Here is a 20,722-nt window from a genome sequence, read left to right as displayed (position 1 = left end):
ATGCCCGTGTGGTCAATCTGGGGTCAGACCCGCCGGGTCTGACCCCATTACTTAGTCTGCCGTACTTGCCATCGTCTCCGCATTATGATGCCTTTGTTGCTCTTCCATCACCATCTCGCCCAGCATGCGTTTCAGGCGGTTGAACTCGGGGTCGCTCGGGTCGCGCGGGCGGGGCAGGTCGATGGCCACGTCGCGCTTGATGGTGCCGGGACGGTAGGTCATGACGATGGTGCGGTCGGCCAGGTAGATCGATTCCTCGATCGAGTGCGTCACAAACACGATGGTGGTGCCGAAGACTTTCCAGATTTTCAGCAACTCATCTTGCAGGTTGCGCCGCGTCAAGGCATCGAGCGCGCCGAACGGTTCATCCATCAGCATGATCGGCGAATCGAGGGCCAGCACGCGGGCAATCGCCACGCGCTGGCGCATGCCGCCGGACAAGTCTTTCGGGTAGCGGGCACGGAATTCCGTCAAGCCCAGCATGCTCAGCAGCATGTCGACCCGTTCCTTGATCTCGGCCGGCGTCTTGCCGGCGATTTCCAGGCCGAAAGCGATATTGCTTTCAATCGTCATCCATGGGAACAGCGCGTATTCCTGGAACACCATGCCGCGGTCGGGGCCGGGCTCGCTGATCAGCTTGCCGCCGGCCAGGATCTGGCCCGACGTCGGCTGCGAAAAACCGGCGATGGCGTTGAGCAAGGTCGACTTGCCGCAGCCGGACGGCCCCAGCAGGCAGATGAACTCGCCGCTGGCGATTTCCAGGTTGATGTCCTTCAGGGCGATGACGTCCGCGCCGCCCGTGGTGAAGATTTTATTGACTGCATTGATATTGATCGTGGTCATGGCCGTTCCTTTCAGTGTTCCAGGCCGCGGTGCCACTGCAGCAAATGATTATTCAGGGCATTCATGGCCATATCGATGGCCAGGCCGAACAGGCCGATGGTAAACATGCCGGCGATAATCTTGTCAGACCAAAAATACTCGCGCGCTTCGAGGATGCGGAAACCGAGGCCGCTATTGACGGCGATCATTTCGGCCACGATCACGACGATGAAGGCCGTGCCCATGCCGATGCGCGCGCCGGCCAGGATATACGGCGTGGCGGCCGGCAAGATGACGCGGCGGAACATGGTCATCTGGCTGGCGCCCAGGTTGCGCGCGGCGCGAATATAAATGCCGTCGACCTGGCGCACGCCGGCGATGGTATTCATCAGTACGGGGAAGAAGGAACCGATGCTGATCAGGAAGAAGGCGGGCGGGTTGCCCAGGCCGAACCACAAAATGGCCAGCGGAATGTAGGCGATCGGCGGAATCGGGCGCAGCACTTGCACCAGCGGGTCGAACAGTTTGTAGATGGTCTTGTTGGTACCCATCAGCAATCCCAGCGGCAAGGCCAGGCCGGCGCCGATGGCGAAGCCGCCCAGCACGCGCGACAGGCTGGCCCAGGCGTCGTGCGGCAATTCGCCGGAGAACATCCACACCAGGTAGTTGCCCGCTTCGGGCGTGTACGCTTGCATCGGCATCAGGTATTCATACCACTTCACCAGCACGGCCACGGGCGAGGGCAGGATTTGCGGGTTGATCCAGCCGAAGGTCGACATGGCTTGCCAAAGAAGCAATGCAGCAGCGGGCACGGCGGCGCCGTGCGCGAAGCGTTTCATCATTTGCATATTCATTGTGATACTTTCAGATTAGCGTGGCCGTGGTTAGCGTGGGACATAGGACTTCTTGGCTTTTTCCAGCAGGTCCAGCTTGACCCAATCCTTGGCGGCAGGCGCCTTGGCCATGCGGCCCACGCCGAATTTCACCATGTAGTCGGTGGTCAGCTGCACGTGGCTTTGCGTGATGTCTTCCGTGAAGATGGCGTTGTCGATGGCATCGCGGTAATCCTCGGTCGTGATCTGATTCTTGAACATCGATTCGCGCACGTATTTTTCCGCCAGTTTCGGGTCGGCCAAAAACGCCCGCGTGGCGGCGACGAAGCAATCCATGAAGCGCTGGGCCACGGCCGGCTTTTCCTTGTACATCTTTTCCGTCATCACGAGGGCGCGCACGGGCTCGCCCAGCGGCGTGTCATACGGTTTGATGATGGCCGCGCCGTATTTCTTGTGGATCGCCTGCGTCGAGTACGGTTCGGACTGGCTCATGACGTCGATATCCTTGGTCAGCAGCGCCTGGTTCAGGTCAGGGTAGCCCATGTACAGGATCTGCACGTCCTTGCCCGGCTTGTCGGACCAGGTCAGCTTGGCCTTGGTCAATTCGGCAAACAGCAGGATTTCCTGCGGGCCGCCGCGCGTGACGCCGACTTTCTTGCCTTTCAGGCCAGCAATATCCTTGATGTTCAGGTCGGGACGCCCGACGATCTGCACGCCGCCTTTGGCGAAGCCGCCCACCAGGTACACGGGCAAGCCCGTGGCGCGGCCCGTGATGGCCGCTTCCAGCGCGCTGGCGGACACGTCGATTTCGCCGGCGATCATGGCCGGCACGATGTCGAGGCCCTTGGCGAAGATGCGTTCTTCAATTTTCAGGTCGTACTTCGGCGCGATTTCCTTCATGTAGGCGACGGCGCCGTAATGGGCGAATTTCAGGTTGCCCAGACGGACCAGGTCGGCCGCATGGACGGCCAGCGGGAATTGCGCGGCCAGTGCGACGGCCACGGCCAGTGCCTTGGTGTTGAGGAAGGACGAGATGCGGAAGGTGCGTGCCATGCTGTTGTCTCCAAAAAAAGGTAGATGGTTTTTATATTGGGTAAGGCTGCCGCTCTGGTGGCGGTTATGAAAATATAAAAGCATCTTCCGTGCCAGTGGAGCGCATTTTGGCGTTTATTGCAAGTGATTGTTTATAAAGGTTTAATTTGAATCTATTGAAAATGGGAAATGACGAGATTCCGTCTTTCCGCACGGCGAAGGGAAAGACTGTGCGGATTGCCGCATTTTGATTGGCTGGTCCGGTGCCGGCTTGCGGTGCCGCATGCCGGTGAACCTTCAGGGCGCGGCCGACTCCAATCGTAAAAAAACGCGTTGCAAACAGGCTGGCAACGCGTAACTCCCCCGTGGAGTAGGGGCGGCGCCGCAGGTGCGCCTGATCGGTCGCCTTTGGCGGGCCTTATTTCGGCGCCGTGGCGGGCGGCAGGGCCGGCGCGGTGGCCGGATCGGTCAGCGGGGCAGGCGGCGTCGTGCTGCCCGGGCCCGTTTCCGGCGCGGCTGGCGTGACGGGAGGGGGCATCACTTGTGGGGCGGAAGCAGGGTTGGGCGCCGTTTCAGGCAGCGGTGCTTCGGCCGGTTTTTTGCAGGCGGACAAGGTGATCAGGGCGGCGGCGGCCAGCAGAGTAGGCATGTTCATGATGGTTCCTTTGCAAAGTATCAAGATTGGCGCGATGCGGACGGCGGGTGCCGCGCGCGAAGCTTGAATTTATTGCAAGAATGCCGACGCTTCTGTTCGCTATTTCACTTTGTGCGCGCATCGAGGCACAGCGGTTTAAATGTCTTTTATAGATGCCTCAAGAGAAATAATTCAGTAAGGCAATATTTTTCACTTTCTTGCTTCTAATGTTCGTTAACGCACAGACCAGTGCGGAGCAGGATGGCATTCTGTGTCCAGACGCTCAGGATTCGTGGTGTTCTGGTATAAAAATTGCCAAGAACTTAACAATCCGGGCTACCGGCAATCGTTTAAAAGGAGTATTCAAATGCATGCAATGACTCAGTCTCACGTGAAGAGCGAATTAAAGGCAGCGCACCAGGAACTTCGTAGCCCCGAAAAAGGCTCGCAAATGGTCGAACGCGCAGCACCTATCCCCCCGGAACGCATGAATCCTATTTCCATGGCACCGATCGAGCGCGTGCGCTCGACGTCGGCCACCCTGCGCCGCATCGAAAACATGCAAAAACTGATCGGCGAATTGTCGCTGCACGAGATGCTGGCTGACGAAATCGCCTGGTTCCTCAAGTTTTCGCCATCGGGCGCCCGCAAATACATCCGCGACCTGCGTGAAGCGGGCGTGATCGAACTGGCCCGCTACATCGAAGGCACCGCCACCTACCTGGGCAAGGCAGTGTACCAGCTGACGCCGGATCCCGAGCGCGTGCGCGCCTTCCTGGCCGCCATCGTCCAGCCGAAACGCGAAGGCGCGCCACCGCGCAAGGACCGTCCCGGCTTGCGCGAGCAAAGCATGGCAGGCAGCGGCCGCCACTTCCACATCCTGGCCGATGACACGCATTACGCCATCCGCGTCAACCGCGGTCCCGTGACGCGCGATCCGCTGGTCGCCGCCCTGTTTGGCGCGCCACAGCAAAAGTCGGCCGAGTAATTTTCGCGCCTGCGGGGCCGCTTGGCGGCTGGCAGGCGGAATGCTTGTTGTTTCGATTCTCAGATGCATGTCGAAAGCCGGGTGACAACCCGGCTTTTGGCGTTGGGCAAGCCCCTTGAGCTTGGCGGATTGAAAAGATATTAATCAACCCCATGTGGGCTGGACTGCTGCCCGCAACGCGCGGGTTCACTTGAAGGAGCTTGTCCTTGTCTGCCTACGCCGCCCTGTTATCGTCCCCGCCATTGCGCTGCCTGAAACGGGCCGCCGCATGAACCCGTTGCTGTGGATCGCCCTCGTCACGGCGGCCATCGTCTTTTCATTATGGTTCCCCCGCTGGCGCTTGAAGCGGGCCCTGTCCAGGCCCTTGCCGCCGGAAGGCCTGGCCGTGCTGGAAAAGAATATCCCCGTCTATCCGCGCATGCCGGCGCCGCTGCAGCAGCAGTTGCGCCGTCTGGTCGTGCAATTCCTGTACCAGAAGAAATTCGTCGGTTGCGGCGGCCTGGAGATCACGGACGAGATGCGCTACACGATTGCCGGCCAGGCGTGTTTGCTGCTGCTCAATCGCCAGACCCAGGTGTATCCGGAACTCGACACGATCCTCGTGTATCCCACGGAATTCATCGTTACGCGCGATGAAGTGGGGCCGGGCGGCGTCGTCACGCCATCGGCCAATGGTTTATTGGGCGAATCCTGGGGCGATGGCCGCGTGGTGCTGGCCTGGGACCACGTGCAGCGCGGTGCGGCCGACTGGACCGATGGCCACAACGTCGTGCTGCATGAATTCGCCCACCAGCTCGACAGCGAATCGGGCGCCGCGAATGGCGCGCCCTACCTGCCCAGCGTGTCGAGCTACCGCAGCTGGGCCACCGTGTTGTCGCGCGACTTCGACAACCTGCGCCACGATGCCATCTATCAGCAGCACAGCGTGATGGACCACTACGGCGCCACGAATCCCGCCGAATTCTTTGCCGTGGCGACGGAAACCTTCTTTGAAAAGCCGTACCAGATGGCCGAGCACCACGAAGAGCTGTATGCGCAATTCTTGCAGTACTACAAGGTCGATCCGCGCGACTGGATGGCGCCGCCCGTGGAAGCCGAACACATGGCCTCGCCGTTTCCCAATTACGCGCCCCACTGGTAGGCGGCAGCGCCTTACATGATTTACTCATAAGCAAGGCTGAAAAGATTCCTTTTTGGAAATAATAACGTTGCGGTCTAATGGCGGCATTCGTTATCCACCAGAGGAATCCCATGCAGACCCGCCTTCATTTCGCCGCGCTTCTTTTCACTTCCATCGCTTTCACGCAAGTGGCGCAAGCGGACCAGCTGGCCGCGATCAAGGCGAAGGGCGAACTGGTCTGCGGTACCTTGGGCACGGACGAGCCGAACAGTTTCATCGACGCCAAGTCGCGCCAGCTGGTCGGCTATGAAGTGGACCTGTGCCGCGCCATCGCCCAGGACCTCGGCGTCAAGCCCGTGATCAAGCAGCTGGCCGTGGCCGCCCGCATTCCCGAACTGCAGCAGGGCCGCATCGATATCCTGACGGCGTCCTTGACGCACAACAAGGAACGCGAAGCGCTCGTCGATTTTTCGCTGTCCACGTTTTACACGGGCCAGCGCGTGCTGGTCAAAAAGAGCAGCAACATCACGACGGTCGCGGGACTGGCCGGCAAGAAAGTGCTGACCGTCAAGGGCGGCACGCAGGAACCGAATATCCGCAAAGCCGTGCCCGGCGTGGAGGTGGTGACGTTCGAGACGGCGGGCCAGGCTTATCTGGGCTTGCAGCAAGGTAAAGGCGTTGGCTATGTCGACGATGAAGTCTCCTTGCTGAACAATTACGCCAAGCTGGGCGCCGCGCAAAACGATTACCTTGTGCTGCCGCAAAACATCAGCCAGGAAGTGTTTGCCTTCGGCATCCGCAAGGGCGAGACGGGCGTGAAAACAGCCGTCGACCAGGTGCTGCGCGGACTGGAAAAATCGGGCGAGGCGGAAAAACTGTTCTTCAAATGGTATGGCCCGACGAGCAACGTCAAGTTTCAAAAACGGACCTTCAAGATCGAATCGGACAAGATTGACGCCTAAGCAAACCTACTGCGCGGCGCGCTTTGCGGCCTGCGATGCTCACCGTGCTCCAGCACGGTTGCGCTTCTCAGCCACAAATCACTGCCGCTCGCTACGGTTTTCTTAGGCATCAATGATATTTCACCATCATGTTCCAATTTGATCTGACCTTTTTGCTGTCCGGCGACTACCGCGACTGGCTCGTTTCCGGCTTGCTGCTGTCCCTGCAACTGATGGGCATTACCTTGCTCTTGTCTTTGCCGCTGGCCTGCGGCGTGGCCATGCTGCGGCTGGCCCCGTCGCGCCTGCTCAATGGCCTGGGCGCCGCGTATGTCGAGCTGATCCGCAACGTGCCCCTGCTGGCCCACTTCCTGTTCTGGTATTTCGGCGCGCCCGAATTGCTGCCCGATGCGTGGAAGGAGCGTTTGTATGCCGGCAATATCGAAGCCGTCAGCGCCGTCACGGCCCTGACTTTATATACGGCCGCCTACATGGCGGAAGACATCCGCAGCGGCATCCGCGCCATACCCGCCCAGCAATTCGAGGCGGGCCGGGCGCTGGGTTTCAGTTTTCTTGCCACCATGCGCCTGTGCATCGTGCCGCAGGCGCTGCGGCTGGCCGCGCCGCCGCTGCTGTCGCAAACCCTGACCCTGTGGCAAAACACCAGCATCGCCACCGTCATCGGCGTGGCCGAGCTGATGTACCAGACGCAGCGCGTGGAAGCGGCCTCGTTCCGCAGCGTCGAGGCCTTCGTCTTTGCCAGCGCGGCCTACCTGGCCGTCTCGCTGCTGATCGCCGGCGTGGCGGCCATGCTGCAAAGGAAGGTGTCCTGATGCTGGAACTCCTCCATGATTACTGGCTGTATTTCCTCGTCGGTCGCTATCCCGAGGGGCCGCTGGGCGGCCTGGCGCTGACGGTCGTGCTGGCCAGCCTGGCGCTGGTGCTGAGCCTGCCCTTCGGCCTGCTGCTGGGGCTGGCGCGCCTGAGTCCCTGGCGGCTGCTGCGCTGGCCCGTCGCCGCGCTGATCCACGTGGTGCGGGGCATCCCCTTGCTGCTGGTGATTTTCTGGGCGTATTTCTTCCTGCCCAGCATCACGGGACATGAAAGCGGGCAATTCGGTACCATGCTGGCCGCCCTCGTCATCTTCGACGGCATTTATCTGGCGGAAATTGTGCGCGCCGGCGTGCAAGCCGTGCCGCGCGGGCAGGTGGAGGCGGCCCGCTCGCTGGGCTTGAACTATCTGGACAGCATGCGCTCGGTGGTGCTGCCGCAGGCGCTGCGCCACATGCTGCCCTCGCTGGTCAACCAGTTCGTCTCGACCATCAAGGAAACCTCGCTCGGGTACATCATCGGCCTGGCCGAGGTGTCGTTCATCGCGTCGCAAGTGAACGGCCTCGTGCTGACCAAGCCCGTGCAAGTGTATTTCCTGCTGGGCATGACGTATTTTGTCTTGTGTTTCAGCCTGTCGCGCGCCGCCTTCTGGCTCGAGCGGCGCCAGGCGCGTTTCCTGAAAGCGGCAGCATGATTACCTTTGACAACGTCAACAAATACTATGGCGACTATCACGCCTTGCGCGAGATCAATGAACACGTCGCCAAGGGCGAGGTGCTGGTCGTGTGCGGGCCGTCCGGCTCCGGCAAGTCGACCCTGATCCGCACCATCAACCGCCTGGAGCCGATCGCCTCAGGGCGCATCGCGGTGGCGGGCCAGGATATCCACGCGCCGGGGCTGGATGTGAATGCCTTCCGCTCGCATATCGGTTTTGTGTTCCAGCAATTCAACCTGTTTCCCCATTTATCCGTGCTGGACAATTGCGCACTGGCGCCGCAGCGCTTGCGCGGCCTCACCCGGCGCGAAGCCGAGGAGCGGGCGCTGGCCCTGCTGGAGCGCGTGGGGCTGGCGCACAAGGCGCGCGCCATGCCGGCGGCCTTGTCGGGCGGGCAGCAGCAGCGGGTGGCGATTGCCCGCGCGCTGGCCATGCAGCCGCCGCTGATGCTGTTCGACGAGCCGACCAGCGCGCTGGACCCGGAAATGGTGGGCGAGGTGCTGCACGTGATGCGCGACCTGGCGCACGGCGGCATGACGATGGTGTGCGTGACGCACGAAATGGGTTTCGCGCGCGAAGTGGCGGACCGCGTCTGGTTCATGGACCACGGGCAAGTGCTGGAACGGGCCACGCCCGACGAATTCTTTGCGCGGCCGCAACATGTGCGCGCACAGCAATTCCTGTCCGATATCCGCAGCCCATATGGGGCACCGGCCTGAGGATTTCTGGGCTGTGTGCGCAAGCGAACGGTCTGTTGGCGTTGTCCGGCGCACGCTATCGGAGTGGCGCACGGGGCGCCCGCAGCCGACCAGGAGGGCCGTATCATGTCACGCATCATCGCAGGTCATTTTCAGTTGCAGGAGCATATAGACGCCGCGCGCGCCGCCCTGAACCAGGCGGGTTTTCCTGACAGCCGCATCAGCGCCTTCTTTGTCAACCAGCCGGGCCAGCATGATCTGCATGCGCTCGGCGGCGACCGCGACGTCTCGCCGGGCGCCAAGGAGACGCCGGAAGGCGTGGTCGAGGGCGTGGCCGTCGGTGCCGCCGTCGGTGCCGGCATCGGCGCGGCCACCACCCTGGCGACGGGGCCGCTGGGGCCGGTGGTGGGCGCGCTGGTGGGCGCCCATGTGGGCTCACTCTACAGTTTCAACAAGATGAAGGAGGCGGGCGAGCCCGAGAAACATGGCGAAAACCACCGCCAGCCGCGCCATCCGGGCATGCTGATCGCCGTGGCGCTGGGCGGCCTCGAAGAGCGCGAACGGGCGCTCGAGACACTGCACCGGCTGGGCGCCGAGCATATCGAGGAAGCGGAAGGCACGATCGCCAATGGCGACTGGCATGACTTCGATCCGCTCAGCATTCCCGTGCTGGTGGCCTGAATCGGCGCCTTTGTGGTGCCATATGCATAAATTCCGCGCTGCACGAAATTTAGGTATGATCCTTGTTAGTATGAGTAATTATTGGTAAACAATGCCGACAGGGATAGTTTCCGCGCGCCCGAAGTGACACTGGACCAAGGTGACTGCCCGTAGTACTTGCCTCGCATGCTAACGAGTATGGATAGGAGGGCGCGTCATGACACAGGCATGGTTCATTCTGACACGGGCCGATGGGCGCGACATCTGCGCGCCCTCACCGGCACAGCTGGCCGATGCGCTGGCCGAGGTGTACCGCGGCGGCGCCGTCACGCCGGATGGCAGCCCGGCCGCCGTCTTGTTGCGCTTTGGCTACGACGATGGCTTGATGTATCAGGTCGAAGTCGCTAGCGGAGGCGAAGTCACTTTCGAGGAATGGTCGGACCGCGATTGCGAAATTGCCCTGGCCAGTCCGCGCCACATGTCGGCGCTGCCGCAGGACGACGCGCTGCAGCTGTGGCAGTGGCTGGCGCAGCGCCAGGTGGCAAAGATCCGCAGCCAGCCCTGGCAGGGCGGCTAGCCCGACCGTTTTAGCATAGGCCTAGTGCGCCATCAGCACGGGGATCGTCATGCTCTGCAGAATCGTGCGCGTGACGCCACCGAGGATGGTTTCGCGCAGGCGCGAATGGCCATATGCTCCCATCACCAGCAAGTCGGCCGACAGGTCGGCGGCCTGCGACAGCAGCGCTTCGCCGATATCGCCGCGCCGCACGCCCCCCCCGTCGAGCAAATGCAGCCGCGCTTCCACGCCGTGGCGCGCCAGGTAGTGCACCAGTTCCGCGCCCGGCTGTTCGCCGTGCTCGGCCGCATGCACCTGGGCGTCGAAGATGGCCACGTGGACTTGCCCGGCGCGCTGCAGCAGGGGCAGCGCGGCGGTCACGGCGCGGCTCGCTTCCTTGCTGGCGTTCCAGGAAATGAGCACATTGCGCGCCGCTGCCGGCGGCGCCAGCAGGGGCAGCGGCGGCGCATACGGCACAATCAGCACGGGCCGGCCCGAATGCAGCAGCACATAGGCGGGAAAGTCGCGCATCACGGACGGCGATTTATCCTTGGCATTGTATTGGCTGATGACGACCAGGTCCGCATAGCGGGCCAGCAGGCTGATGCCGCCCGCCGCTTCGTCGTCGACGACGCGCTGTTCGAACGAGGCGACGCCTGCCGCGCGCACCTGTTGCTCGAAACCGTCGAGGGCGCGCGTGGCGCGGTCGCGCAGGAAATTCAGATGCAAGCTCAGGTTCGGGTCCGCATCGAGGTCGGGCTGGTGCTGGTACAGCAGGCGCGACACGCCCGTCAGCGCCACGCCCGTCAGGTGGCCGCCGCACGCCTGGGCGATGCTGGCCGCCGCTTCGATGCGGGCGGCGCGCCCGGCGCTGTCGTCGATGTGGAGCAATACGGTCTTGTACGTCATGGCCTGTCCTCTCGCTGTGCAATAGCGGCTATTCTGGCACAGTCCGGGGCGCCGGCCGCGCACGACTGCATCAGGCTGGGCACTTGATCTGGCGCAAGGCTGGCAATAAAAACTGCTCCTACACTTGATGCCACGCAGAACAACCATAACAAGCGGGGAGAGACAGTCATGAAGGAACAAAAGGTAGCGCTGGTCACGGGCGGCATGGGCGGCCTGGGCACGGCCTTGTGCCGGCGCCTGCATGCGGCGGGCTTTGCCGTCGTGGCGGCGCATACGCCGGGCAACACGCGGGTGGAAAGCTGGCTCGACGAGCAGCAGGCGCAGCAGTATTATTTTCACCCGCTGGCCCTTGACGTGACGGACTTTGCTGCCTGCAGCGAAGCCGTCGGCAAGGTGCTGGCGCAGTTCGGCCGCATCGATGTGCTGGTCAATAACGCCGGCATCACGCGCGACCAGAGCATGCGCAAGATGGAGTTGCCGCACTGGTCCGAGGTCATGCGGACCAATCTCGACAGCCTGTTCAACATGAGCAAGCAGGTGCTGGAACCCATGCTGGAAAAGAAATGGGGACGCATCATCAATATCTCGTCCGTCAATGGCCAGAAGGGCGCGTTTGGCCAGTGCAACTACGCGGCCGCCAAGGCCGGTGTGCATGGCTTCAGCAAGGCGCTGGCGCTGGAAGTGGCGCGCCACGGCATCACCGTCAACACCGTGTCGCCCGGCTACCTGCGCACGCAGATGGTGACGGCCGTGCCGGCCGATATCCTGGAAACGAAGATCCTGCCGCAAATCCCCCTGGGCCGCCTGGGCGAGCCGGACGAGGTGGCGGCCCTGGTCGCTTACCTGGCGTCCGACGAGGCGGCATTCGTCACGGGGGCAAACATCGCCATCAATGGCGGACAGCACATGAGTTAAGCAAGCGTACAGCTTGCATAGAGGCAATGGCAGTAGAGGAGACCCGTCCACCCAGCCGGCGCATAGACGCTGGCGGAGGACGGCAGGCAGCATGGTCGTCACGTCGGAAAACAGGGGGGCAGGGCAGCGATGCCTTGCCCTTTGTTGTCGTGCCGCCGTTAAGCTAGGGTCATGGTATGGCGCGCCGGGCCTTTTCCAGCCGCGTCTGGCAATCGATGCACAGGCGCGCTTCGGGGCGGGCGTTCAGGCGCGACAGGCCGATGGCTTCGCCGCAGTTGTCGCACAGGCCGTAGCTGCCGTCGGCAAACTTGGCCAGCGCGTGCTTGATGATGGCCAGTTGCGCCTGATTGTGCTCGGCCGCTTCGCTGACGAGGGCGTTCAAGGTGCGCACGCTGGCGTTGTCGGCCGGCGAGGCTTCGATTTCATTGAGCAGCGAGGCGCGCGCGTCCGCTTCGGCCGCTTCGTTCTCTATCTGTTCCAGCAACGCCAGCTTGCGTTGCTCCAGCACGCCTTGCAGGCGCTGTAGCTGGTCTTGCGGCAATCCATTCATGGCTGTCCCCGATAGGAGTCTCTCCTCTATGGTAGTCCAGGATGGGCGCTTCTGCTTGCGCTACTACCCGCGCCGCGTTTGACGCGGCGCAGGCAGGCGCGGGCCGTTCTATGCTGGCTCTTTCAGGCAGTTGACCATCCAGGCCACGCCGAACTGGTCTTTCAGCATGCCGAAGCGTTTGGCCCAAAACGTTTCTTCCATGGGCATCTGGATGGCGCCGTCACGCGCCAGCGCGGCGAAGGCCCGTTCCGCCTCCTCCGGCGTGTCGACGGTCAGGCAGATCGAGCTGCCGCTCATGCCCTTGGCGCCCTCGTCGCAGCCGCCGTCCGAGCCCATCAGCATGGTGGGACCCAGCTGCACGGAGCCGTGCATGATCTTGTCATACCAGTCTTCCTTGACTTGCTCCTGCATCGGCGTGCCGCGATACGGCATCAGGCACAGGTCTGTGCCATGCAGGTGCTGCCGGTAGTATTCCAGCGCTTGCGCGCAGTTTCCATTGAATTGCAAATACGGTTCGATACGCATGTTGGTCTCCTCTGGCAATCGCCCCGCAGGCACGATTGCCAGGCGGGGACGTCCCAGTATAGGCGCTCGCCGGCCGATTTCAATCAGTCCGGCGCCATCTCTTGCAGCCGCTCACGCACCTTGCCCAGCGTGCTGAGGATGCGCTCGGGATTGCCGGCCAGGACGGCACTGCCCAGATGTAACAAACTCGTCGACAGGCTGATCCAGTGCCGCACATCGTCGTTGCGGGCGATGCGCAGGCGCACCGTGTCGAGCAGGCCGCTGAGCTGGCGCTGCGCCGTTTCCAGGCCCATTACCGTATGCCCGGCGGCATCGGCATACAGCTGGTTGGCTTGCTGGCGCAAGGCTACTTCCAGGGCGAAGACGGCTTGTGCCTGGCTGTGGCTGATGCCGTTTTCTCCCTGGCTGGCGCGCTTGCGGATGGCGCGCATGACGGCGCCGTGCAAGGTGACGGCCGCCTGCGACAGGCTGTCGGCCAGTTGCTCGACGCGCATGGCGCTGCTGAGAGCCGCTTCGCGGCGTTCGCTGCCGCTGCTCCTGCCTACCGATCCGTCCATCTTGCCTCCGTGGTGGTGAGGGCGGCGGCCAGCTGTGCGTGGTCGCGCGCCAGTGCCGCCAGTTGCCGGCGCGCCAGCGTGTGGCGCAGGCCAAGCAGCCGGTATTCTTCGGTTTTACTTTGCTGCATGGTTTTCGCCAGCACGGCCAGCAGGCGCTGCTGCGGCGTGTCGGCAAACGCGATTTCCACGTCGAGCAGGCCGAGCACCATGTCGCGCTCGTTGTCGCCGCTTTTGTCGTACAGCGCCAGCAAGCTGTCGAGCGCTGCCAGCAGGGCTTGCAGCGGCGCGTCGCCGTCGTGCAGCACTTGCGCCAGGTGCGCCTGCTGGCTGGCCGCGCCGCCCAGGCGCGACAGTTGCTGCAGCAACAGGGTGTAGGCGCTGACATGGCGGTCGTCGATGCCGCTGCCGGGCCAGGCGCGGATGGCGGCGCCGGCGCCGGCCAGTTCCGGCTGCACGTCGTACGCATCGGCATTCGCCAGCCGGCCCAGCGCCTGCAGATACAGGCGCACGGCCTGCGCCAGGCGCGCGACGTCCGCTTGTGCGGCGCGGCGCTGCGCATCGAGCAGGCGTTCGCGCGCGTCTTCGGCGGGCGACAGATAGGGGCGGGCGCGCTGGTAGCTGTCCACGTGGCGCTGCGACAGTTCGCCGAAGGCCGTCAAGGCATCGGTGCCGGCGGCCAGGGCGCGCACTTGCGCCAGGTCGGTGCGCGCACTGGCGCAGCCGCACAGCGCGACGGCCAGGAAGAGGCTCAGGTACAGGTTATGGCAAAGGGCGCGGCGATGGCGGGCGGGCAGGGCGGACACGTCACCTCTCGACAGGAAATACTGTATGGAAAGGTATTGTCGTGCCGGCCTGCGTTGCCCGCCTTGTGCGGGCGCAAGCGCGCTGCGATCAGGCGCCTGTCGTGCCCGTCAATTGTTCGCGCCAGCCCAATCCGGCCACGGTGTCGCTGGCGGGACGGTATTCGCAGCCGACCCAGCCCACGTAGCCGACCTGGTCGAGCAGCTTGAACAGGTGGCGGTAATTGATCTCGCCCGTGCCCGGTTCGTGGCGGCCCGGCGTGTCGGCGATCTGGATGTGGCGGATCAGGGGCAGCAGGGCGCGGATAGTGTTGCTCAGCTCGCCCTCCATGCGCTGCATGTGATAAATGTCGTACTGCAGGAAGATATTGCTGCGCTGGCAGTCGGCGATGACGTCGGCCGCCTGCTGACTATGGTTCAGAAAGTAACCGGGCATGTCAAATCGGTTGATCGGCTCGATCAGCACGTTGATGCCGTGCGGACGGCAGGCGTCGGCCGCAAATTGCAGGTTGCCGATCAGGCTTTGCCGCGCACGCTCCAGGCTCATGCCGGGCGGCACGATGCCGGACATGCAGTGCAGCTGCTTCGCCCCCAGCGCCAGCGCATAGTCGAGCGCCAGCTGCACATTCGTGCGGAATTCCTCGCCCCGGCGCGGATCGCAGGCGATGCCCCGTTCGCCGTGCTCCCAGTCGCCGGGCGGAAAGTTGAACACGGCCAGCTGCAGATGGTGGCGTTCCAGCCGCATGGCGATCTGCCGCGCCTCGACGGCGTAGGGAAACAGAAACTCGACGGCATCGAAGCCCGCTTCCCTGGCGGCGGCAAAGCGGTCGAGGAAAGGCAGTTCGGTAAACATCATGCTGAGGTTGGCAGCGAAGTTCGGCATGGCGGCACGCAGGTGAGGAAGATGGATACTATCCTAGCCCAAATTGCCAATCAGTGGCGTGCATGAAAAAACCGCTCCAGAAGCAAGTCCTGGAACGGTTTTTGTCGTCTTTTTGACAAAGACAAACGCCGCCTGAAAGCGTAGCGAGCGGGAGTGATATTGCGTCGAGTAGCGCAGCCGTACTGGAGTACGGCGAGCAACGCAAACGCAATAGCGCCCCGCGCAGTAGCTTTCAGGCCGCGTTTTAGCGGCCGCGGCCGCCGGAGCGGTGGGAGGCGGCCGAACGCGGCGCATTGCCCGAACGGTTGCCGCCGCCACCGCCGCCCGATGGGCCGGCGCTGCGTGGCTTGGCGCCGCTGCCGCCCGTTTTCACGCGCACCACGGCGCCGGCTGGCGCGCGGCTGTTGTTGCGGTGGCCGCCGGTGCCGCTGCGCAATTGCACAGGCTGGGCGCGGGCGTTCAGATCCGGCTCGAAGCCCGGGATGACTTCGCGCGGCAGGGTTTGCTTGATCAGCTTTTCGATGTCTTTCAACATTTCGTGCTCGTCCACGCAGACCAGCGACACGGCTTCGCCCTTGGCGCCGGCACGGCCCGTGCGGCCGATACGGTGCACATAGTCTTCCGGAATGTTCGGCAAGTCGTAGTTGACGACGTGCGGCAACTGGTCGATATCGATACCGCGCGCGGCGATGTCGGTGGCGACCAGCACTTGCAGGGTGCCATCTTTAAATTCCGACAGGGCGCGCGTGCGCGCCGACTGGCTCTTGTTGCCGTGGATGGCCAGGGCGCCGATGCCGTCCGCGCCCAGCTGCTCGACCAGTTTATTCGCGCCATGCTTGGTGCGCGTAAAGACCAGCACTTGCGTCCAGTTGTTCGACTTGATCAGGTAGGACAGCATCGGGTGCTTCTTGTCGCGGTCGACGGGATGGATCTTTTGCTTGATCACTTCCACGGTCGAATTGCGGCGCGCCACTTCGATCATGGCCGGCTTGTTCAGCAAGCCGTCGGCCAGGGCCTTGATCTCTTCCGAGAACGTGGCCGAGAACAGCAGGTTCTGGCGTTTCGGCGGCAGCACGGCCAGCACTTTCTTGATGTCGCGGATGAAACCCATGTCGAGCATGCGGTCGGCTTCGTCCAGGATCAGGATTTCCACTTTCGACAGGTCGACGGTGCCCTGACCCATGTGGTCGAGCAAACGGCCCGGCGTGGCGACGAGAATGTCGACGCCATGCTTGAGCTGCTTGATTTGCGGGTTGATGCCGACGCCGCCGAAGATCACGGTGGAGTTCAGCTTGGTGTACTTGCTGTAGGCGCGCACGCTTTCCTCGACCTGCGCGGCGAGTTCGCGCGTCGGTGCCAGGATCAGGGCGCGGATCGGACGCGTCGAGGTGTTGCTGGTGATGGCAGCGCCATTCGTGTCGGTCGACAGGCGGTGCAGCACGGGCAGGGTAAAGCCGGCCGTCTTGCCGGTACCGGTTTGTGCACCGGCCAGCAAGTCGCCGCCAGCGAGCACGGCGGGAATCGCCTGCGACTGGATCGGGGTCGGCACGGTGTAGCCGTGTTCGGTAACGGCACGTACGATAGCGTCGGACAATCCGAGGGAGGAAAAGGACATGGTAACTTTATTGTGAGATCGGCCTGTCGCCATCGTGGGGCGCCAGTCGCAGGCAATCAGATTAGGGGTCGAAAGACAGCGGCAAGGGGACTGGTCATATGTGCCGCACACGCGAAGTATAACAGCATGGCAAAAAACCGCCGAGTTTGTTTAAAGTATGCAATGCCACAGGTAAAAGAAATACATGGCCACGGTGCGCCTTTGCATGCCGTTTTTCATTATTATTGCCTGTAGCACTCCATCTGCGGGACTCGCCGTGGCGCCGGGGTGTTCACTCCCGGAGGACTATCATGCGTATTGCCGATCTTCGCATCGCCACCCGCCTGTACGGCGGTTTTGCCACCATCGTCCTGTTGCTGGCCGCCCTGGTCACCGTCGCCACATTGAACGTCTCGCGGCTGGCCGACGCCAATGCCATCAATACCCACACTTACCAGGTACTCGCTGAAAACAGCGCAATCCTGGAAAGCCTGATCAATATGGAAACGGGGCAGCGCGGCTATGTGATCACGGGCGCGGAGGCCTCGCTGGAACCGTACAAGGCGGGGCAGGCCGCGTTCGGCGCGCATCTGGACAAGGCGCGCGCCCTGACCAGCGACAATCCTGCCCAGCAGGAGCGCCTGGCGAAGCTCGATGCCGCCAAGCAAGCCTGGCTGGCCGGCGCGCTCGAACCCGTGATCGCCATGCGGCGCGCCGTGGCGCAGGGCACGGCGGCCATCGAGCCCGTGCTGGCGCTGGAAAAGGAGGGCCGGGGCAAGCAGGGCATGGATGCCATGCGCGCATTGCTGGGCGAGATCGGCCAGGCGGAAACGGTGCTGCTGGCGCAGCGCTCGGAAGCGGCGGCGGCCTTGCAGGCGCGCACGCACTGGACCTTGCTGGGCGGCGGCGCGGCGGCGCTGATCCTGGCCGCCCTGATCGCCTGGTGGCTGGCGCGCAACATCAGCGGGCCGCTGCGTTCAGCCATCGACGTGGCCAGGCAGGTGGCGCAGGGCGACCTGACGGTACAGGTGGAAGTGCGCTCGAAGGACGAGACGGGCGAGCTGATGCAGGCATTGAAAGACATGACGGCCAGCCTGCTGCGCATCGTCACCGAGGTGCGCGGCGGCACGCAGGCCATCGCCACGGCCTCGCGCCAGATCGCTTCGGGCAACCTCGACCTGTCCGCGCGCACGGAACAGCAGGCCAGTTCGCTGGAAGAGACCGCGTCCTCGATGGAAGAACTGACCAGCACGGTACAGCAGAACGCGCAGAATGCCCATGAAGCCAACGGTCTGGCCGCGTCGGCTTCCACCGTGGCGGGCAAGGGCGGCAGCGTGGTAGCGCAGGTGGTCGATACCATGGGTTCGATCAACGACTCGTCGCGCAAGATCGTCGACATCATCGCCGTGATCGACGGCATCGCCTTCCAGACGAATATCCTGGCCCTGAACGCGGCCGTCGAGGCGGCCCGGGCGGGCGAGCAGGGGCGCGGTTTTGCCGTCGTCGCCACGGAAGTGCGCAACCTGGCCCAAAGATCAGCCGGCGCAGCGAAGGAAATCAAGGCCCTGATCAACGACTCGGTGGCGCAGGTGGAGAGCGGCGCGCGCCTGGTCGACGAGGCGGGCCACACCATGCACGAGATCGTCGACAGCGTGCACAAGGTCAGCAGCATCGTCGGGCATATCTCGTCTGCCAGCGATGAGCAGCGGGCCGGTATCGAGCAAGTCAACCAGGCGATCAGCGAAATGGACCATGTGACCCAGCAAAACGCTTCATTGGTGGAAGAGGCCGCCGCGGCTGCGGAAGCCATGCAGGAGCAGGCGGCGCGGCTGGCCGATGCGGTGAGCGTGTTCAGGACGGCGCAGGTGGACGCCATCGCGGCGCCGGCACCCCGGCCCGCCGTGCGCCGTCCCGTGCCGCCCAAGGCGGCGCGCGCGCCTGCCCGCCTGAGCGTCAAGCCCGCAGCGCCCCATGCGCGGCAAGTTCCAGCCGGCAAACAGCGTCCGGGGGACGATGAGTGGGACGAGTTTTAGCACAGGCGCCCAGTGCATGCGACAGTTGTCGCAAATACCGCTTGCATGCGTGTGACTGTTGTCGCATAATTGTGTCAACAGTCACTCAAAGGATGCACCATGAGCACGCCCTCCGTCACCGAACTGTCGTTATTGAAAGCCTTGTGGAAAGACCACCCGCTGTCCGCGCGCGAATTGCATGCCCGCGTGGAAGAAGAGCTGGGCTGGTCTTTTTCGTCCACGCGCAAGACGCTTGAGCGCATGCTGGACAAGGGCATGCTGCTGCAGCGCAGCGTGCACGGCGTGCTCGTGTATGAAGCGAACGTGGACAAAGTGGCCACCCTGGCCGCGTTCGCCCACGACTTTGGCCGGCGCGTGATGGAAATCGACAGTCCCTTGCCGGTTAGTATGTTTACGGGCAGCAAACTGGTGGACCAGCAGGAGCTGGCGGCGCTGGAGCAGCTGCTGCAGGACTGGCCTGCGGACGCGAAGGAATAGGCCATGACCCTGTTCGCCCTGACCTTGTTGCAGGCGACGGCCGCCTGCCTGTTCGCTGGCTTGCTGCTGCAAGGCTTGCTGCACCTGGCGCAGGGGCGCTGGCCCGCGCTGGCCGCCCAGCGCAGCGCATGGCTGGCGGCCGCGCTGGTGCTGGCCGCCGTGTTCCTGCTGCCGCTGTTGCCGCAGGGCCAGCAGATCAGCGTGGTACCCGAGTTCAGCTTGCCCGCCGCCGCGCAGGCAGCGCCCGAGGCGGTTTTGCCGATGGCCGCGCCCGCGCCCGCGCCCTTCCCCGCGCCGCTGGTCGAAGCGCCATCGGTGACGGCCTGGCTGAGCATGCTGGCCACGATCTGGCTGGGCGTGTATCCGCTGGTTCTGTCCGTGCTGGCGTGGCGCCGCTGGCGTAGCCGCAGCGCACTGCGGGCCTTGCTCCAGGCGGCGCAGCCGCTGGCGCCGGCAGCCCTGGCCGCGCATGGCGCGTTTGCGCCGGCGCAACTGCGCCAGCTGCAAGCCCAGCGCACCGCCGTACTGGAAATCGACGCGCCCATCTCGGCCATGCTGGTGGGCGTGTGGCGGCAACGTTTGCTGTTGCCCGCGCATTTGCGGCAATTTACGGCCGAGCAGCAACAACTGGTCATCGAACACGAACTGACGCATGCGCGCCGGCGCGATCCCATGCTCCAGCTGCTGGCCAGCGGCGTGCAACTGCTGTTGTGGTTCAACCCGGCAGCGCGCTGGCTCGCAGGCAAGCTGGCCTGGGCGCAGGAACTGGGCTGCGACCGCCATGTGCTGGCTGGACGTTCGCAGCAGCAGCGCCGCGAATATGCGGCCGCCTTGGTGCGCCAGCTGGGCCTGCAAACCCGTGCCCCTGCCGGCCTGGCGTTTGGCGGCCAACCCGACAGCATGCTGGAGCGCGTGGCCCGCATGCGCGACAGCAGCGCCGCCAGTATGCACTGGCGCGCCCGGCTGGCCATGGGCCTGGTCCTGTGCGCACTGGGTGCGGCCAGCGTGGCCTTGCAGCCGGCACTGGCTTTACAACCGGCACCGGCCTTACAGCCCGCACGGGCCTGGACATCGGCCGCGTCCTTTGCCAGCCCGGCCCCGCTTCCGGCCACGGCACCTGCCCATGCGCCGTGGCGCAATCCGCTCGCCACCATGCGCGTCACGGGTTTCTTTGGCGTGGTGCGCCCCATCACGCAGAAGGGCTTGCGCGGGATTGACCTGGCGGCGCGGCGCGGCACGTCCGTGCAGGCAGTGGCCGATGGCATCGCCACGGTGACGCAGGACGACTGGCTGGGCAAGGCCGTGCACATCGCCCATGGCGGCGGACTGCAATCGGTATACGTCCACCTCGACAGCGTCGCGCTGGAAGACGGCGCCATCGTCGAGGCCGGCCAGCGCATCGGCACGGTGGGCGACACGGGCCGCGCGACGGGGCCGCACCTGCACTTCCAGGTACGCCAGGACGGCCGCGTGCAAGATCCGCAGCGCTGGCTGGCCGGCCTGGATGCCAACGCCAGCGAACGGGCCTTGCGCATGCGCAAGGAGCAGTTCGGCCGCTGACGCCGTACGGTATTTTGTCACCCAGGAACAACAAACGGGGGCGGACTCGGCAGGGTCTGCCCCGGCGTGAGGCTCTTGGTTTTCACTGA

At 64.0% G+C, this 20,722-nt stretch carries 23 protein-coding genes; 12 read left to right on the top strand and 11 right to left on the bottom strand.

The genetic code is table 11. From position 1 onward, the window contains the following. Window positions 1-51: 51 nt before the first annotated feature. From OX462_RS19420 to OX462_RS19405, 4 genes are all read right to left on the bottom strand, one after another. On the bottom strand, window positions 52-843 hold the full coding sequence (locus tag OX462_RS19420) for an ABC transporter ATP-binding protein (RefSeq protein WP_121668915.1): 792 nt from the start codon (window positions 841-843) through the stop codon (window positions 52-54). A gap of 11 nt (window positions 844-854) precedes the next feature. Then, complete coding sequence (locus OX462_RS19415; RefSeq protein ID WP_070224934.1) at window positions 855-1,676, bottom strand: ABC transporter permease; 822 nt, start codon at window positions 1,674-1,676, stop codon at window positions 855-857. A 30-nt stretch (window positions 1,677-1,706) separates the two neighbouring features. Continuing rightward, window positions 1,707-2,708 carry an ABC transporter substrate-binding protein gene (locus OX462_RS19410; RefSeq protein ID WP_070224935.1) on the bottom strand — a complete coding sequence of 334 codons (1,002 nt, stop codon included), beginning with the start codon at window positions 2,706-2,708 and terminating at the stop codon, window positions 1,707-1,709. Between the two features lie 397 nt (window positions 2,709-3,105). Then, complete coding sequence (locus OX462_RS19405; RefSeq protein WP_070224936.1) at window positions 3,106-3,342, bottom strand: hypothetical protein; 237 nt, start codon at window positions 3,340-3,342, stop codon at window positions 3,106-3,108. Window positions 3,343-3,808: 466 nt separating this feature from the next. Here OX462_RS19405 and OX462_RS19400 point away from each other — a divergent pair, with 466 nt between their 5' ends. From OX462_RS19400 to OX462_RS19365, 8 genes are all read left to right on the top strand, one after another. Then, window positions 3,809-4,309, top strand: a complete 501-nt coding sequence (locus OX462_RS19400) for a winged helix-turn-helix domain-containing protein (protein ID WP_223278908.1) — start codon at window positions 3,809-3,811, stop codon at window positions 4,307-4,309. A gap of 268 nt (window positions 4,310-4,577) precedes the next feature. Next, window positions 4,578-5,450, top strand: a complete 873-nt coding sequence (locus tag OX462_RS19395; RefSeq protein ID WP_070224937.1) for a M90 family metallopeptidase — start codon at window positions 4,578-4,580, stop codon at window positions 5,448-5,450. Between the two features lie 110 nt (window positions 5,451-5,560). Continuing rightward, the gene (locus tag OX462_RS19390; protein WP_409026843.1) at window positions 5,561-6,391 is read left to right on the top strand and encodes a transporter substrate-binding domain-containing protein; all 831 of its coding nucleotides are present in this window, start codon (window positions 5,561-5,563) and stop codon (window positions 6,389-6,391) included. Window positions 6,392-6,519: 128 nt separating this feature from the next. Further along, window positions 6,520-7,203 (top strand): amino acid ABC transporter permease, encoded by a 684-nt coding sequence (locus tag OX462_RS19385; protein WP_409026842.1) that lies wholly within the window; start codon window positions 6,520-6,522, stop codon window positions 7,201-7,203. Next, window positions 7,203-7,895, top strand: a complete 693-nt coding sequence (locus OX462_RS19380; protein WP_409026841.1) for an amino acid ABC transporter permease — start codon at window positions 7,203-7,205, stop codon at window positions 7,893-7,895. Before OX462_RS19385 ends, OX462_RS19380 begins: the two co-directional genes overlap by 1 nt. Then, window positions 7,892-8,635 carry an amino acid ABC transporter ATP-binding protein gene (locus tag OX462_RS19375; RefSeq protein WP_409026840.1) on the top strand — a complete coding sequence of 248 codons (744 nt, stop codon included), beginning with the start codon at window positions 7,892-7,894 and terminating at the stop codon, window positions 8,633-8,635. Before OX462_RS19380 ends, OX462_RS19375 begins: the two co-directional genes overlap by 4 nt. 105 nt (window positions 8,636-8,740) lie before the next feature. Then, entirely contained in the window at window positions 8,741-9,295 is a 555-nt protein-coding gene (locus OX462_RS19370) for a glycine zipper domain-containing protein (protein ID WP_409026839.1), read from the top strand. 196 nt (window positions 9,296-9,491) lie between these two features. Continuing rightward, window positions 9,492-9,851, top strand: a complete 360-nt coding sequence (locus tag OX462_RS19365; protein WP_070224943.1) for a hypothetical protein — start codon at window positions 9,492-9,494, stop codon at window positions 9,849-9,851. Between the two features lie 21 nt (window positions 9,852-9,872). On the opposite strand, the gene OX462_RS19360 is transcribed toward OX462_RS19365, so the two are convergent. Continuing rightward, window positions 9,873-10,739 (bottom strand): universal stress protein, encoded by an 867-nt coding sequence (locus OX462_RS19360; RefSeq protein ID WP_121668921.1) that lies wholly within the window; start codon window positions 10,737-10,739, stop codon window positions 9,873-9,875. Window positions 10,740-10,907: 168 nt separating this feature from the next. Here OX462_RS19360 and phbB point away from each other — a divergent pair, with 168 nt between their 5' ends. Further along, the gene (gene phbB / locus OX462_RS19355) at window positions 10,908-11,654 is read left to right on the top strand and encodes an acetoacetyl-CoA reductase (RefSeq protein ID WP_070224945.1); all 747 of its coding nucleotides are present in this window, start codon (window positions 10,908-10,910) and stop codon (window positions 11,652-11,654) included. A gap of 169 nt (window positions 11,655-11,823) precedes the next feature. Here the strand turns inward: phbB and OX462_RS19350 are convergent, their stop codons facing one another. From OX462_RS19350 to OX462_RS19325, 6 genes are all read right to left on the bottom strand, one after another. After that, entirely contained in the window at window positions 11,824-12,204 is a 381-nt protein-coding gene (locus tag OX462_RS19350; RefSeq protein WP_070291327.1) for a TraR/DksA family transcriptional regulator, read from the bottom strand. Between the two features lie 108 nt (window positions 12,205-12,312). Further along, window positions 12,313-12,729, bottom strand: a complete 417-nt coding sequence (locus tag OX462_RS19345) for a VOC family protein (protein ID WP_070224947.1) — start codon at window positions 12,727-12,729, stop codon at window positions 12,313-12,315. Between the two features lie 83 nt (window positions 12,730-12,812). Next, window positions 12,813-13,286, bottom strand: a complete 474-nt coding sequence (locus OX462_RS19340; protein ID WP_083287293.1) for a hypothetical protein — start codon at window positions 13,284-13,286, stop codon at window positions 12,813-12,815. Then, entirely contained in the window at window positions 13,271-14,089 is an 819-nt protein-coding gene (locus OX462_RS19335) for a hypothetical protein (RefSeq protein WP_409026838.1), read from the bottom strand. The genes OX462_RS19340 and OX462_RS19335 overlap by 16 nt, the downstream gene beginning before the upstream one ends. Before the next feature lie 88 nt (window positions 14,090-14,177). Further along, window positions 14,178-14,969 carry a 2-oxo-tetronate isomerase gene (gene otnI, locus OX462_RS19330; protein WP_409026837.1) on the bottom strand — a complete coding sequence of 264 codons (792 nt, stop codon included), beginning with the start codon at window positions 14,967-14,969 and terminating at the stop codon, window positions 14,178-14,180. A 244-nt stretch (window positions 14,970-15,213) separates the two neighbouring features. Further along, the gene (locus tag OX462_RS19325) at window positions 15,214-16,584 is read right to left on the bottom strand and encodes a DEAD/DEAH box helicase (protein WP_070291324.1); all 1,371 of its coding nucleotides are present in this window, start codon (window positions 16,582-16,584) and stop codon (window positions 15,214-15,216) included. 290 nt (window positions 16,585-16,874) lie between these two features. Here OX462_RS19325 and OX462_RS19320 point away from each other — a divergent pair, with 290 nt between their 5' ends. The 3 genes from OX462_RS19320 (at window position 16,875) to OX462_RS19310 (ending at window position 20,633) form a co-directional block, all read left to right on the top strand. Beyond that, window positions 16,875-18,596: a methyl-accepting chemotaxis protein gene (locus tag OX462_RS19320; protein ID WP_409026836.1), complete on the top strand. Its 1,722-nt coding sequence runs from the start codon at window positions 16,875-16,877 to the stop codon at window positions 18,594-18,596. 99 nt (window positions 18,597-18,695) lie between these two features. Further along, on the top strand, window positions 18,696-19,073 hold the full coding sequence (locus OX462_RS19315) for a BlaI/MecI/CopY family transcriptional regulator (RefSeq protein ID WP_070291322.1): 378 nt from the start codon (window positions 18,696-18,698) through the stop codon (window positions 19,071-19,073). Between the two features lie 3 nt (window positions 19,074-19,076). Further along, entirely contained in the window at window positions 19,077-20,633 is a 1,557-nt protein-coding gene (locus OX462_RS19310; protein WP_409026835.1) for a M56 family metallopeptidase, read from the top strand. The last annotated feature ends 89 nt before the right edge of the window (window positions 20,634-20,722 follow it).

It is taken from the genome of Janthinobacterium aestuarii (assembly GCF_046113285.1).
Taxonomy (GTDB): Bacteria; Pseudomonadota; Gammaproteobacteria; order Burkholderiales; family Burkholderiaceae_D; genus Janthinobacterium.
Note: the sequence above shows the minus strand (reverse complement) of the source record. Positions and strands in the feature narration are given on the sequence as shown.